Annotated in this window: 15 protein-coding genes; 7 read left to right on the top strand and 8 right to left on the bottom strand. The window is 36.1% G+C overall.

What is annotated here, in order from left to right; all coding sequences use genetic code 11:
• The first annotated feature begins 9 nt into the window (after window positions 1-9).
• From JM81_RS15235 to rlmB, 5 genes are all read left to right on the top strand, one after another.
• Entirely contained in the window at window positions 10-951 is a 942-nt protein-coding gene (locus JM81_RS15235) for a hypothetical protein (RefSeq protein WP_144804686.1), read from the top strand.
• Window positions 952-1181: 230 nt separating this feature from the next.
• Complete coding sequence (locus JM81_RS15230) at window positions 1182-2522, top strand: aryl-sulfate sulfotransferase (protein WP_261375081.1); 1341 nt, start codon at window positions 1182-1184, stop codon at window positions 2520-2522.
• A 75-nt stretch (window positions 2523-2597) separates the two neighbouring features.
• Window positions 2598-5933: a VCBS repeat-containing protein gene (locus tag JM81_RS15225; RefSeq protein WP_144804684.1), complete on the top strand. Its 3336-nt coding sequence runs from the start codon at window positions 2598-2600 to the stop codon at window positions 5931-5933.
• A 57-nt stretch (window positions 5934-5990) separates the two neighbouring features.
• A complete protein-coding gene (locus JM81_RS15220; protein ID WP_144804682.1) occupies window positions 5991-6731 on the top strand; it encodes a hypothetical protein in 741 nt (246 codons plus the stop codon).
• 68 nt (window positions 6732-6799) lie between these two features.
• Window positions 6800-7534, top strand: a complete 735-nt coding sequence (rlmB, locus tag JM81_RS15215; protein WP_089259436.1) for a 23S rRNA (guanosine(2251)-2'-O)-methyltransferase RlmB — start codon at window positions 6800-6802, stop codon at window positions 7532-7534.
• Window positions 7535-7556: 22 nt separating this feature from the next.
• On the opposite strand, the gene JM81_RS15210 is transcribed toward rlmB, so the two are convergent.
• Window positions 7557-8291, bottom strand: a complete 735-nt coding sequence (locus tag JM81_RS15210) for a rhomboid family intramembrane serine protease (protein WP_144804680.1) — start codon at window positions 8289-8291, stop codon at window positions 7557-7559.
• A 134-nt stretch (window positions 8292-8425) separates the two neighbouring features.
• Here JM81_RS15210 and JM81_RS15205 point away from each other — a divergent pair, with 134 nt between their 5' ends.
• A complete protein-coding gene (locus JM81_RS15205) occupies window positions 8426-9703 on the top strand; it encodes a replication-associated recombination protein A (RefSeq protein WP_089259434.1) in 1278 nt (425 codons plus the stop codon).
• Here JM81_RS15205 and JM81_RS15200 read toward each other — a convergent pair.
• The 6 genes from JM81_RS15200 to radC form a co-directional block, all read right to left on the bottom strand.
• Entirely contained in the window at window positions 9700-10611 is a 912-nt protein-coding gene (locus tag JM81_RS15200) for a hypothetical protein (RefSeq protein WP_144804678.1), read from the bottom strand. The two genes, JM81_RS15205 and JM81_RS15200, sit on opposite strands and share 4 nt — an antisense overlap.
• Window positions 10612-10687: 76 nt before the next feature.
• Entirely contained in the window at window positions 10688-12133 is a 1446-nt protein-coding gene (locus tag JM81_RS15195; protein WP_144804676.1) for a DUF5723 family protein, read from the bottom strand.
• The gene (locus JM81_RS15190) at window positions 12130-12675 is read right to left on the bottom strand and encodes a hypothetical protein (RefSeq protein ID WP_144804674.1); all 546 of its coding nucleotides are present in this window, start codon (window positions 12673-12675) and stop codon (window positions 12130-12132) included. Before JM81_RS15190 ends, JM81_RS15195 begins: the two co-directional genes overlap by 4 nt.
• A gap of 50 nt (window positions 12676-12725) precedes the next feature.
• The gene (locus JM81_RS15185; protein WP_144804672.1) at window positions 12726-13415 is read right to left on the bottom strand and encodes a YjjG family noncanonical pyrimidine nucleotidase; all 690 of its coding nucleotides are present in this window, start codon (window positions 13413-13415) and stop codon (window positions 12726-12728) included.
• Complete coding sequence (locus tag JM81_RS15180) at window positions 13402-14703, bottom strand: polysaccharide deacetylase family protein (protein ID WP_144804670.1); 1302 nt, start codon at window positions 14701-14703, stop codon at window positions 13402-13404. The genes JM81_RS15185 and JM81_RS15180 overlap by 14 nt, the downstream gene beginning before the upstream one ends.
• Window positions 14704-15402 carry a RadC family protein gene (gene radC / locus JM81_RS15175; RefSeq protein WP_144804669.1) on the bottom strand — a complete coding sequence of 233 codons (699 nt, stop codon included), beginning with the start codon at window positions 15400-15402 and terminating at the stop codon, window positions 14704-14706.
• 62 nt (window positions 15403-15464) lie between these two features.
• Between radC and JM81_RS15170 the strand changes: the two genes are divergently transcribed.
• Window positions 15465-15908: a DUF1569 domain-containing protein gene (locus JM81_RS15170; RefSeq protein WP_089259427.1), complete on the top strand. Its 444-nt coding sequence runs from the start codon at window positions 15465-15467 to the stop codon at window positions 15906-15908.
• A gap of 134 nt (window positions 15909-16042) precedes the next feature.
• On the opposite strand, the gene murC is transcribed toward JM81_RS15170, so the two are convergent.
• Window positions 16043-17398, bottom strand: coding sequence for a UDP-N-acetylmuramate--L-alanine ligase (murC, locus tag JM81_RS15165; RefSeq protein ID WP_144804667.1), 1356 nt, complete (start codon window positions 17396-17398; stop codon window positions 16043-16045).
• Window positions 17399-17500 lie beyond the last annotated feature (102 nt).

Raw genomic sequence — 17500 nt, 5'->3', positions numbered from 1 at the left:
AAACTTAAAATGATGAAAATAAATTATAAAGTTTTTGCAGCATGTATGCTCACTTCGCTGATGTTCACATCTTGCGATGAAGGAGATGCTGTAGTAGATGATGTTGTAGCCAACACTACGAGAGGAGCAATTTTGAGAACTATAGAAGTTAAATCCAACGAATTGCCTATTGGTGTAGATACTGGTGAATTTTCTGTTGATTTAGAAATTCAAAGTGAGGCAGACGGTACGTTGGTTGATGCTTTGGAAGTATATGTAAGCTTTTTGGACGCAGATCCAAGCAATGGTCCAGGCGATGTAGCAGAATCCTTGTTAACAACTATTCCTTCTTCTGAATTTGGAGTTGGCGATAGAGGATTACCTACATATAGCTTTTCCGCTACTTTAGGAGAACTTCTAGGAGTTACCGGTATTTCCGCAACTGATATAGATGGAAGTGACCAATTTAGAATTAGGTTTGCTTTAATTTTAAATGATGGAAGATCCTTTTCATTCGCACAGAATTCCGGTACGTTGACAGGATCGTATTTTTCCTCTCCATTTTTATATTCTGCTACAGTCGTTTGTCCTCCAAAAGCACCAACACCTGGTGTATGGACCATTAATATGACAGATTCTTATGGTGACGGTTGGCAAACATCCACAGGTTTAGGTGGTGATGGTATTACCGTAACCCTAGACGACGGAACAGTATTAGAGGTAGGACTTTGTTCTCCATATGCAGGAGCGGCCGGAACGTTCCTCGGAGGAACTGATTGTGTTCCAAACGATGGATCAGCAGGTGTTGGAACAATTACAATACCTGAAGGTACTTTAACTGCAGATTGGTATTTCCCTGGAGATGAATATGGCGAAATAGGATTTGAAATCGTTACACCTAACGGAAACATTGTTGGTGGCTATCAAAGTGCTGATGCAGGTCCTATTACAATAGATTTTTGTAAGGATTAATATTGGTAAATTGATATTACCGTTATGATAAAAAGCCACCTCTATATTGGGGTGGCTTTATTTTTAAAATCTATTTTCAAAATAACTTTTCAATTAAAATAGATTGTTACCCACCTTAAAATTTACAATCAAATTTGAAGTAATGAGTATACAAGAGCTTTAAATTATTTAAGTAGGAATATCCTATGTACAATTAATAAATCTTACCTTAAGTACTAAAATTCTTGATTTTGAGAAAAAAACAAATAAACTATTGTCTCCTAATTTGCTTAAGCTTAATATATGGAGTGTACTCCTGCACTAACGCAGATGAAATAGCTTTTGACATAAACAACCCTACATTACCAGAAGTTGAGGAGGATTTAAACATAGATGAAAATTTCACTCCAATCGGAACTGTTGAAATATTTAATGAAACTAAAATTGACTCCAACTACATATTAGTAAATGATGCAAGTGCCAACCGGGTTTATATTATGAATAAGAAAGCTAAACTTCTTCATGAATGGAATCTGACAAATAATATTGGAAATGATGTTTTTTTAATGACCAATGGAAAATTACTGGCTTCACTTGAATCAGACGAACCAAAAATACCATTAGGAGGTAAAGGAGGTAAAATTCAAATAATTGAACCAGATAATACTCCATCTTGGGAATATATCTATTCGACAGAAAATGGCGAAACACATCATGATGTAGAAATGCTGCCCAATGGCAATATCATAGCCATGGTTTGGTCAATTATGGATTCGTTACAGGCAAAAGAAGAAGGCTTTATGCTTTCAGAAAATATATATCCAGAATCAATTATAGAAATTAACCCTACCTCTAGCTCTATTGTTTGGGAGTGGCATTCAATGGATCACCTAGTACAAGAATTTGATGATACAAAGAATAATTACGGTATTATAAACCAAAATCCTCATTTAATAGATATTAATTATAGCACACAAGTATCATTATTGCCAGAAGTTAAAGGAGATATAATGCACGCTAATGCCATAGCATATGACGAAAATAAAGATGTTATTTATTTAAGTGTAAATTCATTTTCAGAAGTGTGGGTAATAGATCATAGTACTTCAACTGAGGAAGCTTCCGGTCATATAGGTGGAAATTACAATAAAGGTGGAGATTTAATTTATCGTTTTGGTAATCCAGAAGCATACGGTAATACAGAAGGCACTAGACTTTTTCAAAATAATCATTTTCCTAACTTGCTCAAAGGTGAACACTTGGGTAAACTTTTGATATTTTCTAATGGTAATGATATCAAACAATCAACAGTTTATGAACTACAATTACCGGAGAATTTCAATTTAGAAGCTAATACTGACAATGAGCCAACAATTACTTGGAGTTTTACTGACCCGGATTTATATTCAGGGAAAGTATCAGGTGCCGTATTACTTGAAAATGGCAATATTCTAATTACTGAAGGTGATTTTGGTTTTTGGGAAGTAACCAGGGAGCAAGAGGTTGTCTGGAAATATAGCGCACCAGGTTTTTATTGGAGAGGCTACCCCTACTTACAGCAAGCCCCCGAGATAAAACTATTAGGTTTATAGAACCCATAATTAATAGCACAAAATTACAGTTTACAATTATACGTAATATCTAATATTACCCATCAACGATAATTCATGAAAAAAATAATATACATATTCTTTATCTTAATTATCTCTTGTAATTCAGAAAAAGAATCTACCCCATCCACAAAAAACGTGGACAAAAAAACTATTAAACAAGAAAAATCACCAATTTTTGAAAAAATCCCAAGCAGCCAAAGTAAATTAAACTTCTCCAATAACATCTCCGAAAACCTAGAAACACTAGAAAATCTTTTTAGTTTCGATTACTTTTATAACGGTGCCGGTGTAGGTGTAGAAGATTTAAACAATGATGGATTGCTTGATGTCTTTTTCTGCGGTAACCAAGTCCCCAACAAACTTTTTTTGAACAAAGGCAATCTTGAATTCAAGGATATTTCCGCTTCTTCCGGAATCAATGACACAAAACACTGGAGCAATGGTATCACATTCGTAGACATTAATAATGATGGCTATAAAGATATTTATATATCACAGGGAGGTCCAAATGAACGAGTAAACAGGAAAAATGTTTTACTCATCAACAATAAAGACTTGACATTTACAGATAAAGCAGAAGATTATGGTTTAGCTGATATGGGCATATCCACACAAACAGCATTTTTTGATTTTGACCAAGATGGTGATTTGGATTGTATTGTCATGAACGAAAATGAAATTTATGGTGTTGATCCCGTAAATTTTTATAAGCTCATAAATAAGAACGATGAAATAAAATATTTTAATAGTTCTCATTTATATGAAAATAACAACGGAAAATTTGTTGACATAACCCAAAGCGCAGGAATAGAAAATCCCATATTTGGATTAGGACTTTGCATAAGTGATATAAACAAAGACGGTTGGCTAGATATGTATTTGACCAGTGATTACTATATACCGGATGCCTTGTACATAAACCAACATGATGGTACGTTTAAAGAATCCATAAAAGAATATACTCAGCATATATCCTATTATGGCATGGGCATAGATATTGCAGATATCAACGCTGATTCCAAACAAGATATTTTTACGTTGGATATGTCATCCAGCGATCACATAAGGTCCAAAACGTTAATGGCCTCCATGAATCCACAACGGTTCAATTATCTGGTGAATACAGCAGGTTTTCATTACCAATATATGTTTAATTCATTACAGCTAAACTTAGGCAATAACAAGTATAACAATATAGCACAGTTGACAGAGACCGCCAATACAGATTGGAGCTGGTCCGTATTAATGTCAGATTTTGACAATGATCAAGATAATGATATCTATATAAGTAACGGATATAGAAAATATGCACTGGATAATGATTTGCAAAACAAGGTATACGCTGCTAAAAGAAAATATGGCGGAAACGTACCATATGAAATAAAGGAGCAACTTTATGCCTCTATGCCTTCCGAAAAACTCCCCAATGTTCTTTATACAAATGAAGGCAATCTATCCTTTACAGAAGAGGCGGATCAATGGGGCCTAAATGACTATTCTTTCAGTAATGGAGTTGCTCAAGCCGATTTGGATAATGATGGTGATTTAGATTTGATTGTCAATAATATGGATGAAGAGGCATTTCTTTACAAAAACACTACTATAGAAAAGGGTAAAGGAAATTATTTAAAAATAAACCCCATAGGTGATACTTCGGAGCCTTTTTGTAAGGTAGAGATCAGATATAATGGCAAGGCACAGTTTGCAGAATTAAAAAGGGTTAGAGGATACATGTCTTCACAGGAAAATGGCATACATTTTGGACTTGGAGACAATACTCAAATAGACACCTTATCTATCACTTGGTTGAATGGAAAAAGGGAAACACTTTATAATATTGATGCAAATAGTACAGTACAATTGGATATTAACAATGCAACAGAGGAATCCGTTAATGAATTAAGTACTCCACCCATTTTTAATGAGTTAAAATCAAAAACTTTAGGTCTTGATTACACCCACATTGAAAATGAATATGATGATTTTGCATCAGAAATATTACTTCCCTATAAACAATCCACTTTTGGACCATTCGTATCTCTAGGAGATTTAAATGCGGATGGTTTAACCGATATTTTTATTGGCGGTTCATCCAATCAACCGGCTTGTATTTACTATCAGACAAATAGAGGGTATAGAAAGAGTGTTCCTTCAATATTTCAGAAAGATAAATCATTTGAAGATATGGAGTCCATAATCTTTGACATGGATAATGATAATGATCTTGATATTTATGTAGTAAGTGGTGGTAATGAGTTCCAAGAAAATTCATCTTTATATCAAGATAGAATTTACTTGAACAATGGCAAAGGTGAGTTTACAAAATCTAAAGACCCTGCATTGGTAGCTTTTGCTAAAAACGGTAAGAGCGTAGAGATTATTGACTATGATAAAGATGGGGATATGGATATATTGGTTGGCAACAGGTCTATACCCAAAAAATACCCACAGCATTCCTCTTCCACATTATATGAAAACATAGATGGGGTATTAAAAGATGTCACCAAGGATATTGCTCCCCAGCTAGAGGATTTTGGAATTATAAACAGTATAATCAGTACCGACTATAACAATGATGGTTGGCAAGACTTTATAGCAGTTGGGGAATGGACGGGTATTGGTTTTTTTAAAAACGAAAACGGAACTTTTACTTTAGATAAAATAAGCCCATTATTAGAACAAGGTTGGTGGTTTTCCATTCAAGAAACCGATATTAATAACGATGGCTTAAAAGATTATGTAGTAGGCAATGTTGGACTTAACTTAAAATTTAAGGCAAATACTAAAAAACCATTTAAAATATTCTCAAACGATTTTGATAATAATGGCACCAATGATGTTGTTTTGAGCAAAGAATATAAAGGTAAATATGTCCCCGTGCGTGGTAGGGAATGTTCTTCTCAACAAATGCCATTTATCAAAAATAAATTCAAAAGCTATTCTTCTTTCGCGAATGCATCATTAGAGGATATTTATGGAGAAAATCTAGAAAAGTCCTATTCCAAAGAAGTTACAAATTTTCAATCACTATTACTTATTAACCAAGGCGAAGGAAAATTCAAAACAACCGCATTACCAATAGAAGCACAACAATTTCCCATACTCAGCAGCGTATTCATAGATTTGAACAATGATGGCTTTGAAGATTGTATCGTAGCTGGTAATATTTTTGAAACCGAAGTAGAAACCCCTAGACTAGATGCTATATCTGGACTAGTGCTCATATCCAACCAAAAAAATGGATATGACCCCATGCCCTATGAAGAGGCAGGCCTGTATTTTACTGACAATTTAAAGGATATGATTATTACTGAATATGAAAATAAACCACTCATAATTTGCACAAATAACAATAATGAGATGTATACATACAATTTCACACCAAATTAACTTTTAAAACCCTGACTATTAACATAATTTTATTATGTTTAGGCCAAAGATATTATTATGAGAAAATTATTTTGCCTGTTCTTATTCGTTGGAACGTTAACTTCAGGATTTGGTCAATATGCTGGTCAAGCTTCTACAAATATGTCCGCTGGCGGTGGTGAAGGTGCATCAGGAGCCATATATGATTTAATGGGGCCTATTAGCGAACGGAATAAAAAAAATGACAATATGTATTCGGATTTTCAGGGTTCGCCGTATATCACCGATACTTTTTTGCCAACCACAATGTATTATGGTGATGAAAATATGGGCAATATTTTTTATAGATATAATGCCTTGAATGAAGAAATTGAAATCAAAAAAGCTAATATCGAGGAAGCTACCATACAAAGTCTTTCCAGGGATAAGAAAATTAGTATTATAACCGGTGGTAAAAAAATGAGTTTCAAAACCTTTACTACATCTAAGAAAAAAACCTTAAACGGTTACCTTACCACGATTATAGATGGTAAAACTTATGATTTGTACAAAAGAAATTACGTAAAATTCACAGAAGGGAAACCTGCTCCTAATTCTTTTGTGAAGGCGGTACCAAGTAGATTTACACAATTTACAGAGTATTATTTTCAAAAAGAAGGTGTAAACCGAATGGATGAAATCAAATTAAAAAACAGCCATTTAATAAAACTTATGGACGGCAATGAAAAGGCTGAATTGAAACAATATTTAAAAGAAAATGAATTGAATATTAAAAATGAAGCGGATTTGATCAAGGTTTTTGATTACTTGAACAGTTAAGCATATTTAATAGTAAGATTTACGACCGCCCAACAATAGTTAGGCGGTTTTTTATTTACTTTTGCCCCATGGTAAAGACTACGCAAATTTATGGCTTAAGAGCCATTATAGAGGCCGTTAATTCAAACGAGGAGATAGACAAGGTATTTCTCCAAAAAGGCTTAAAGGGTGAGCTTATGAAGGAATTGGAAAGCCTTTTGCGAAGAAATGAAATCAATATGGTCTACGTGCCGGTAGAAAAATTAAACCGGTTGACCAAAAATAACCATCAAGGTGCGGTGGCCAACATCTCCCCTATTTCGTTCTTTACTTTAGAGGAATTAGTGGAAAAGGCCGATCAAAAGGATGGCCCGTCCCTATTTTTATTATTGGACCAACTTTCTGATGTACGTAATTTTGGCGCTATAATTCGAACTGCGGAATGTACAGGTGTAGACGGTATTATCGTACAGAAAAAAGGAGCTGCACCAGTAACGGCAGATACTATAAAAACATCTGCAGGCGCAGCGTATAAAGTACCTATTGCAAAAGTTGATCATTTAAAGGATGCCGTTTTCTATTTGCAGGCTTGTGGAATTAAAATTGTCTCCGCTACGGAAAAGACCAAGGAATCCGTCTACGACATTTCCTTTAAGGAGTCCATTGCCATTGTAATGGGTGCGGAAGACCGTGGTATTTCCCCTTCTATATTGAAAGCGTCAGATTATTGTGCAAAATTACCTTTACTGGGAGAAATTGAATCCTTAAACGTTTCGGTGGCCTGTGCAGTATTTTTATATGAAGCAGTACGGCAAAGGCTCTAACAACCCACCTAACTTATTGGGATCATTCGTCTTTTTTAGATGGTTTAAAATGATATTGAACAATTGTATCATCGCTTAAGGATTCCTCCTTTTCCATATACTCAATGAAATTGCCGTTCTCATCAAAATGTTTTAAAAATGGATCGTCATCTTCATTATAATCTTCACTTTCCCAATCATACTTATGTTGAACAGGAATTTTCACTTTAAAGATAACGGCCAATAACAGACCTGTTATGAATCCTGCTAAATGGCCTTCCCAAGAAATACCTTCTTTGACCGGAAAAATATACCATAACAAACTTCCATATATGAAAACAACGATTAAGGAGAGGGCTATTAATCTAAAATAAGCGCTAAAAACCCCTTTAAAAAAAATAAAACTGGCCAAAACATAAATAAGTCCGCTTGCGCCGATATGATAGGAGGTCCTACCGATACACCAAGTCAAAAAACCAGATAACAAAACTCCATAAAGTAGCATTCGCCAAGCTAAATCCCTATAGAAATAGAATAAGGCCATCAACAATATTCCCAATGGAATGGTATTGTTATATAAATGTTCTAATGAACCATGAATAAAAGGGCTGAACAATACCCCTTTAAGTCCGGAAAACGTTCTTGGCATTATTCCGTATTCATTTAGATTAATGCCCATTTGAAGTTCCATCCAATACACAAGCCATATCAAAATCATACCCATTAAGGGTACGATTACATTGGTCTTAGAGAATTTAAAATGTCCTGAATCTGACATAGTCCGGAATTTTCTTGAAAAACACAATTATGTATCCAATTTAAACAAACTGGTCAAATTGTCATTATTTTTTAAAATCAAGGATTGGTACATTAGAATTATCCAATCTTTTAAGTTTATCATACTTTTGTATTATGAACGAACCTTTAGCTGAACGCGTACGTCCAAAAACATTGGACGAATATATTAGCCAACATCATTTGGTAGGTGAAAAAGGCTCGCTTACCCATCAAATAAAAAAAGGCATTATTCCTTCACTTATTTTATGGGGACCACCAGGAACGGGAAAAACAACGCTCGCCAACATCATTGCACAAGAAAGTCAAAGACCGTTCTATATTCTAAGTGCTATTAATAGTGGCGTAAAGGACATTAGGGAAGTTATTGAAAAGGCAAAACAGGCGGGTGGCCTATTTACCGCTAAAAATCCCATTTTATTTATAGATGAGATACATAGGTTCAGCAAATCACAACAAGATTCTTTATTGGGCGCCGTTGAGAAAGGTTGGGTTACCTTAATTGGAGCAACCACTGAAAATCCAAGTTTTGAGGTAATTCCCGCGCTATTGTCCCGTTGTCAAGTCTATATTTTAAATGCCTTTGGTAAGGATGATTTGGAAAACCTGATCAGAAGGGCCATGGACAAGGATAGTTTCTTAAAGTCTAAGCAGATAGAACTAAAGGAAACGGAGGCGTTACTAAGACTGTCCGGAGGCGATGGCAGAAAATTACTTAATATTTTTGAACTTGTCGTAAATTCGGAAGATAGCGATGCCATTGTCATTACGGATGAACTAGTACTTTCAAAAGTCCAAAAAAATACCGTGCTCTATGACAAAACAGGAGAACAACATTATGACATAATCTCGGCATTTATAAAATCTATACGCGGTAGCGATCCAAATGGTGCCGTATATTGGTTGGCCAGAATGATAGAAGGCGGTGAGGACGTAAAGTTCATAGCCCGTAGAATGCTTATTTCCGCTTCTGAAGATATTGGATTGGCAAATCCTACAGCATTGGTAATAGCCAATACCACATTCCAGGCCGTTTCTGCCATTGGGTATCCTGAAGCACGAATTGTATTGAGCCAATGCGCAATCTATTTAGCCACCTCAGCGAAAAGCAACGCCAGTTATATGGCCATTGGCAAAGCACAACAAACGGTAAAGCAAACCGGTAATTTATCAGTACCGTTACCATTGCGCAATGCCCCTACTAAATTAATGAAAGATTTAGGTTACGGGCAGGAATACAAGTATGCCCATGACTATCAAAATAATTTTGTAGAAGCGGAGTTTTTACCTGATGAGCTAATGGGTACTACGTTTTACAAGCCAGGAAATAACCAAAGGGAAAAAGCTTTGAGTGATTTCCTAAAGAATAGATGGAAGGATAAATATGAGTTTTAAAACTTGATTTCCAGTTCTTCTTGAATTAAAGTATTATTATCGTAATACTCAAAAATCCATTTGCCGTCTTTTTGGTATACCATTCCGTTTTTATCATCGGTTTTGGCCATAAATACATTATCGGCAGAACTTTTTAACAATTGCATTCTAATCTTTGGTGTACTATCTACCAACTGATATCCATTCTCAGTAGTTTGGGCGTATAATATATCCTTAATTTTAGATAGGTTAGGCTGTAATTTTTTAAATGCGGGCTTTTCTTTTTCTACCTTGGTAATGGTAGAGGTCACCGGTTCATTGTTCTTATAAAATTGGGTATCTTCCGTAGCCTCTTCCTTGACCGTTACGGATTTAACTGGTTCTTTAGCTTCAACAATCTCCTGCGTTTTTTTGACTACCTCAACATCCTTGGTATCAGGTTCCTGAACTGTTTTAACATCGTTCTTAAAACTTACTGTTATACTTTCATTATTTACATCCTCACCGGCATAAGTGTAGTCCACACCATTGAAAGAACGCATAGCTTCCCGTATAGCTTCAGAGTAAGATGTTTTATATTCCTTTTCCTTACTCATGCCCTGCATCGTTTTATAGACTTCTACCCCATTACAATCTGTTAGTGATACCATTACTTTGGTAGTAAACATAGAACTATCGTCAAGCAAATCTGCCATCAGTCCTAAACATCTATTCGCTCTTAAATCAAAAGGCAAAGCATCGTCATAAACGACATTAAATCCTTTTCCGTTAAATAGATATTTAACCAATGTACTTGTTTGGTATTCGTTTACCTTCTTAAAAGCTTCAAATTTTTTGGGTACAACGACATATTTATAATCGTTCAAGCTAGTTTGAGCGTAAGCAGATAAACCTAGACATGTAAATAGTAGCGCAAAAATTGTTTTCAAAATGTATTGGATTTTTAATTCATGGTAAGATATGAAAAAAGCGTGCCAAAAAAATAATTTAAAGAAAGAAGACCTCTTACTTTTTAGTTCCCCATGATATAATATTCATACCAAATTGAAATGAGGCATAATGGCTTGCAGCTAAATTCCGATAGGAAAGTAAATTATCTGCCATAGCATATAAATTAACGGGGCCTGCCTGAATGTTCAACCCCAAACCAACATTGGTATAGGTGAATTTATCTGCTGTATAAGTTGCCTTTAAAGCTATAATATTACCAATTCTACGCGTATAGAACCCGGTTAATGCAACTTGTGGGCCTCGTGGTCTATTGATCATATACACTTGCGCTCCTATAGAGTTTCGGTATGCCATACGCAACTCACCTCCACCTGAGGAGCCTACGGTACAATTACAATCTAACCGCCCACCGGTACTACCAACTGGTTCACCGAAATCATTACGTATTGATCCATACAATTTTGTGGGCCTAAAACTAATGTAACTTTTGGTATCTGTATTAAAAGGTATTGCGACTTCTACCTCATCTACCAAATTCTGCCAGAAATCCGTATTCAGATTGGCAAAATCTTCTAGAATATCTATCTGTATACCTTCTACGGTGGCCCTACCTTCCAAACTGTACGTTTTAGCACTGTTGGAATGGTGCATAAAACCTAAATCCAAAATACTACCTGTTAGTGTGGTCCTTTCGGATAGGTGATAGGTAAACCCTACATCCATTCCTAGACCTAAATCACCTCCTAGAAATGCCCTTTTAATAAGCTCACTACTTACCGCATCATCATCGGCAGCTTGATCAAAAGCTTCAATTCCAGATGTGCGCAACATTAAATCCGCACTTAACGTTGTTGCAATTCTATTATTCTGCCCAATGGTGTTCCTAAAATATCCTTTGTTTGTAGATGTACTATAATCTACAATACCGGAATATAACTTTGCCCTGACCCCTAAAGTCAAATTCCTATCCATTCGTTTATTGATGCCAAAATGCATGACATTGACCATTGACCCTCTAGATTTTAAATCGCTTAAATCATATTCTCTATCCAATTGGTCCGCATTACCGTCAAAGAGCAAGCTGGCATAATCCTGTGGCCAATATGTAATATTGTCAAGCTCCAAGTAGCCCCCAAAAGAATAAAAGATTGTAGGGTCAGCAGATCTAAATCCGCCATTAATATATTCCAGTTGAATCGTTGAACTAAATTCATCTTTAGGAGTCAGCACATTTAAGGCCCTTTCCCTTATTTTTAGATTTATATCCAAACCATCATCGGCAAAAATATCGTTTACCGAGATATTGTTGGAGCCTGCATATCCTGATATACCAGACAAAAATGGAATTCCCGCAAACCATTTAAAATCAGTTTCCATACCCGGGTTCAGATTCAACGACTGCGGTATTTCATTGAAATCATAAAGGATCTGTTTGTTCTGGGCACGTGCTCCCAAAGTAAACAAGATGAAGATTATGGACAATAAACGGGATATACTCATCTTACCTCTAAAGTAAATTTTGCGCTGGAACGTAGAATTATTGCCGGATCCGGCAAGCTTGATGCACTAGTGTTATCGCCAAGATTAGTAGCGTTCAATCTTATTTTTGAAGTATTTCTTATAATTTCAAGGTTTTTACCGGTTGGTCCATAGGCTACATCCCTGGTTAAAGTGGATGTAGGTGCTGCATCGGTTCTGAAAATTTCGGTATCAAGTATATTTTCGTTCTCGTCCAAAAACTCAAGAATAATTTCAATAGGTTTACTAGTAGTATTTTCAAGCTCATAGGTCAAAACCCCAGATAGCACCCTATTTGCAAAAAATGGTTCTGCAAAGGCATCAAAATTAAAATCCTGTGAAAAAAAACTAACTCCGTTAATACGGTTAATGATACTTTCTTGGGCCTTTACATAAAAAACACTGGTCTCATAAGTTGGCGTAATCTCCAGATCGTCTATTTGGTTAAAATCCTGCTTGTCCGTACATGAGAACATCAGTGCAAGAGCAAAGAATACCATTATTAAGTTATAAACCCCTTTCATTATCTTTAGAATTATTGGCAAAGAGGCTGAAACCTCTTATACTAGTAACTCTATAAAATGGATTTTATTTCTTGTAGATCGTAAATTATAGGGGCTTCATCATGTCTATCTTCGCGGTGCGGATTAAAATGCACCGCATGTAGTCCAACCGCTTTTGCCCCTAGGATATCCGCTTCTAGATTATCGCCTATCATTAAGGATTTATCCGGTGCTACCCCTGCCCTATGCAAGGCCAGGTTAAAAATTATTGGATTAGGTTTTTTTACCCCTGCCATCTCTGAATCTATAATGTGCTCAAAATAACCATGTATACCGGCGCCCATTAATTTTTTTTCCTGTATTTCCTGAAAACCATTGGTAATGATATGCAACCTATATTTAGGTTTTAGGTAATCCAAAATTTCTATAGTATTAGGGAACAGATGGTTAAAAGATGATAAATGGGCAATATATTCTTGGGACAATACATGTATGACCTCATCAGGTATGCTATAGGAAAGGGTATCGAAAACCGTTTTTAGACGTTGATATCGCAATTCTGATTTGGTAATCCTTTCTTCCCTGTACATTTTCCAAAACCTTAAATTGGAAGGCACATAAACTTCCAAAAATTGGGACAGATCAACATTGATGTGTTGTTCCGTAAAAATTTTTTGAAACGTATAGGCGGAATTCCTATCAAAATCCCAAAGGGTATGATCTAGGTCAAAAAAAATATCGGTCACCTTATTCTTGAACATGTTGTTGTTTTATGATTTCTTCGTAGAGCCTTAACCAGTTTCTTTCATCATTGTTACCCAATAATTCATTGGTAAACATGGCAATTAACGTACCTTGTACATCCTTTACATCTTTCTGTATTCTTTGAATTTGCTGTAATACTCCATTGTCTTTTTTTATTTTTGACAAGGCATAATCATGAATAGCAAAGGGGTGCACTTTTATAGGTTGTTTTACCTCTAAAGGAATATCATAAAATTGAAAGGGTGAACATGTACCTGCACGGAAACCCAGCTCAAAAGTATAGCCCATGGTATAGTCATCCGTAAATTCTGCCGCGATCAAGTTTCTATAGGTTTCGGGTACATCTACCCTATTATAGCGCATTTTAGAATTATTGACCGGCCTATTGATGACCTCCTCTAAATTAGATTTTTCCTTTTTCAATAGTTCTAGATTAGAAAAAGAACTATAGGAAGCAGCCAGGGAGACAGGAACATAATCAGCAACATATTTGATGAGCGATTTGAATTTCATGCTATTGGTTGATACATTCTTATCATATTTGGAATAATCCGCGAACTGAAAAAAGAAATTACATTTTACACCGTATTCTTTATGCATGGCGATCAAAGCCGCAAAATTATCATAGGGATCCTTTAGTCTATTGAAACGAACGGCCACACGTTCATAGACCCGCTTTAATTTTAAGGTTCCCATATCCATAATCAAGCCAGCCAAACCACGGGCAATTCCCCTATTGGCGTAGCAATGTGATGTGGCTACATCTATAATGGATATATAATCATAAGACCTGTTCCTATATTCAAGTTCATCAAAACGTTCCTTAAGAGCGTCCAATAGTTTATAGGCCCATAAATCTACTACAGGTTTTTGTAAAAAGTCATTTTGGTAAGCAATACTATCCTTTGGTGAAAATCTACCATGAATATCCTTAACGTGGGGCAGATATTCCTCATATCTGGCCAGTAGAAAAAAGCTTGCCGCAAAAATATCAAAAGGAATGTTACTACGCTCCCCATTGGAAAAGAAGCACGGTACACCTTCCCAATCCCCAACACTTATCTGCACATCGTTTATGCCCTGTTCAAATAACAATTCATTACTACGAATAAAAAACTCATTTTGCAGAGGTTGTTTGGTATATGTAATCTTTGGGCCCGTATGCTTTATAAATTCTTCTACTTTGGTGGTAAATTCAAGTTCTATACCCAACATATTCACAAAGATATGCCTCATGATATAGGTAAGTCGGGGTGTTATCTTATGGGTATAGATCAATAACATTTAAAGCAATTTTTCATCTGCAAAGCTAAAATAACTTTTTTGGGTAATGATCAAATGATCCAAGACCTTTACATCCAAAGTTTCACTTGCCAATTTTATTTTTTGGGTAATTTGCTTATCTGCCCCACTGGGCCGCAATGTACCTGATGGATGGTTATGGGCCAAAATAATTGCAACGGCACCCAGTTCCAAAGCTTGTTTCATTACTAGGCGTACATCTACCAAGGTCCCGGTTATACCTCCTTTGCTCATTTGGGCCTTATGTAAAACTTTATTGCTGTTATTTAGGAACAGTATCCAGAATTCCTCATGTTCCAACTCTCCCATTATGGGCTGTAACAAATGATATACGTCTTGGCTGCTTCCTATTTTATCGACTTTCAAAGAATCTTCTCCCCTACGCCTTCTTCCCATTTCCAATGCGGCAGCAATGGTTACGGCCTTTGCTTCTCCAATACCTTTAAATTCCATTAACTGCTTTATGGTGAGCCTACCAAGTTCATTGAGATTATTGCCTACAGATGCCAAGATACGTTTAGAAAGTTCAACAGCACTTTCTGACCTACTGCCAGAACCTATTAAAATAGCGATCAACTCTGCATCGGACAATACGGAACGCCCCTTCTGCACCAGTTTCTCACGTGGTTTATCATCATCGGACCAATTTTTAATGGAAAAGGAAGTAGATTTATCCGGCATAGGCTAAAGATACAGAACTAATTATTTTATCCTAAATTTAAACATCAATTAAAGAAGCAACCATGAAATCACTTTTAAACGAAGATGGCTACAAAGACATTAAGTCCCGATTGAACAACCTAAAGGAAGATACTGATCGGCAATGGGGTAAAATGTCCGTTGCACAAATGTGCTGGCATTGTCAATATCCGTTAAAACTGGCCGTAGAAAACCGTCCCAACACCTCTAAAGGTAATTGGTTCGTAAAAACCTTTTTTAAAAAATCATTGTACAATGACAAACCTTGGCGTAAAGGTCTGCCTACCGCACCACAGTTAAAAGCCAAAGAGGAGAAAAATTTTGATGAAGAATATAGATTACTACATCAATTAATAGATGATTTCCACGCAACCAAAAGTCGAGATAGATGGTATCCACATCCTGCATTCGGAGAATTTACAAAGGATCAATGGGGACAGTTGGAGTATAAGCACCTAGACCACCATTTAAAACAATTTGGTTTATAATAGTTCGTTGGGTCGTAATTGCTGAAAAACTAATATACGTTATCGGCAAGCTTAATAATTCCCGATTTTCATTAGTACTGAATTTAATATTTCAAACAAGTTCAGTCTTATGCTTTAAAATATTCAGCATAACCCTAAACCATTAAATCCTGTAATCTTGCTAAATCAAAACCACCATAATTACCGGAGCTCATTAACAGCAAGGTTGAATTTTTATACGAACCGGTCTCCAAAAACTTATGGAATGATTTGGCATCGGTAAATATTCTTAAATCATTACGTTGAAAGGCTTCCATTATTTGTTCCGGGGTAACCGCTTTCAATTTTTTAATGGCCACGGATTCCGGTAAAAAGAAAATTACGGCTTCATCTGCGTCATCTAGGGCACCTTTGTATTCCTTTAAAAATTCCGGATTAAAGCTGCTATAAGTATGTAGTTCCAAGCATGCAATCAATTTTCTATCAGGATATTGTTCTTTGACCGCTTTAGTGGTAGCCGCCACCTTACTGGGTGAATGTGCAAAATCCTTGTATGCAATACTGCACGAGCCTTCCGCTATTTTCTCCAATCGTTTGGACGCCCCTTTAAATGTTGCAATGGCTTCATAGAAATCATCCTCGTCCACACCCATGTTTTGGCATATCCATTTGGCACCTGCCAAATTGCTAAGATTATGTCTGCCAAATACTTCTATGGGCATAGGGCCTTCAGACGTTTCCAACAAGGTTTCTCCATGTTCTACAGAATACTCTGGCGTACTATAGGGTAATTTACGAATTGCATTTTCAGAGGCCTCTACTACTGCTTTTACGTTAACATCCTCTTCATTGTAGGTTATTGAGCCTCCTTTAACGATACTGTCCACAAATATCCTGAACTGCTCCACATAATTTTCAAATGTGGGGAAGACATTGATATGGTCCCAGGCTATACCGCTTAAAAGCGCAATATTAGGTTGGTATAAATGAAATTTGGGCCTTTTGTCTATTGGCGAAGATAAATATTCATCCCCTTCCAAAACTATAAAATCATTATGCTCCGTTAAATGCACCATTCTTTCAAATCCGTCCAACTGTGCCCCAACCATATAATCCACTTCTATATCATGAAAATTAAGCACGTGCAATATCATGGAAGTAATAGTGGTCTTGCCATGGCTACCACCTATAACTACGCGTGTTTTATTTTTGGACTGTTCATATAAAAATTCCGGATAGGAGTAGATGGTAAGACCTAACTGCTGTGCCTTTAACAATTCTGGATTATCTTCCTTGGCATGCATACCCAATACAATAGCATCCAGGCCGGCATCTATCTTATTTGGAAACCAACCAAATTCCAATGGCAACAAACCCTTTGCCTGCAATCTGGACCTTGATGGTTCAAATATAACGTCATCACTACCTGTTACCTGGTATCCCTTATGAGACAAGGCAAGTGCTAAATTGTGCATTGCACTCCCACCTATAGCTATAAAATGTATGCGCATTATTTAATTTTAGTTGTCAAAGATAGCCAATGTACCCAAAAACCGCATTGTTGGCAACACCTACATTTTCTTTATACCTATATAAAAGTCAATAATTGATCG

It is taken from the genome of Maribacter sp. MAR_2009_72 (assembly GCF_007827235.1).
Taxonomy (GTDB): domain Bacteria; phylum Bacteroidota; class Bacteroidia; order Flavobacteriales; family Flavobacteriaceae; genus Maribacter; species Maribacter sedimenticola.
This window is presented reverse-complemented; position numbering and strand designations above follow the sequence as displayed.

Coding starts and splice junctions, on each gene's coding strand:
- JM81_RS15170 (WP_089259427.1), top strand. CDS start 15,465: ATGAAATCACTTTTAAACGAAGATGGCTACAAAGACATTAAGTCCCGA.
- JM81_RS15185 (WP_144804672.1), bottom strand. CDS start 13,415: ATGTTCAAGAATAAGGTGACCGATATTTTTTTTGACCTAGATCATACC.
- JM81_RS15180 (WP_144804670.1), bottom strand. CDS start 14,703: ATGTTATTGATCTATACCCATAAGATAACACCCCGACTTACCTATATC.
- JM81_RS15190 (WP_144804674.1), bottom strand. CDS start 12,675: ATGAAAGGGGTTTATAACTTAATAATGGTATTCTTTGCTCTTGCACTG.
- JM81_RS15210 (WP_144804680.1), bottom strand. CDS start 8,291: ATGTCAGATTCAGGACATTTTAAATTCTCTAAGACCAATGTAATCGTA.
- radC (WP_144804669.1), bottom strand. CDS start 15,402: ATGCCGGATAAATCTACTTCCTTTTCCATTAAAAATTGGTCCGATGAT.
- murC (WP_144804667.1), bottom strand. CDS start 17,398: ATGCGCATACATTTTATAGCTATAGGTGGGAGTGCAATGCACAATTTA.
- JM81_RS15235 (WP_144804686.1), top strand. CDS start 10: ATGATGAAAATAAATTATAAAGTTTTTGCAGCATGTATGCTCACTTCG.
- JM81_RS15225 (WP_144804684.1), top strand. CDS start 2,598: ATGAAAAAAATAATATACATATTCTTTATCTTAATTATCTCTTGTAAT.
- JM81_RS15205 (WP_089259434.1), top strand. CDS start 8,426: ATGAACGAACCTTTAGCTGAACGCGTACGTCCAAAAACATTGGACGAA.
- JM81_RS15220 (WP_144804682.1), top strand. CDS start 5,991: ATGAGAAAATTATTTTGCCTGTTCTTATTCGTTGGAACGTTAACTTCA.
- JM81_RS15195 (WP_144804676.1), bottom strand. CDS start 12,133: ATGAGTATATCCCGTTTATTGTCCATAATCTTCATCTTGTTTACTTTG.
- rlmB (WP_089259436.1), top strand. CDS start 6,800: ATGGTAAAGACTACGCAAATTTATGGCTTAAGAGCCATTATAGAGGCC.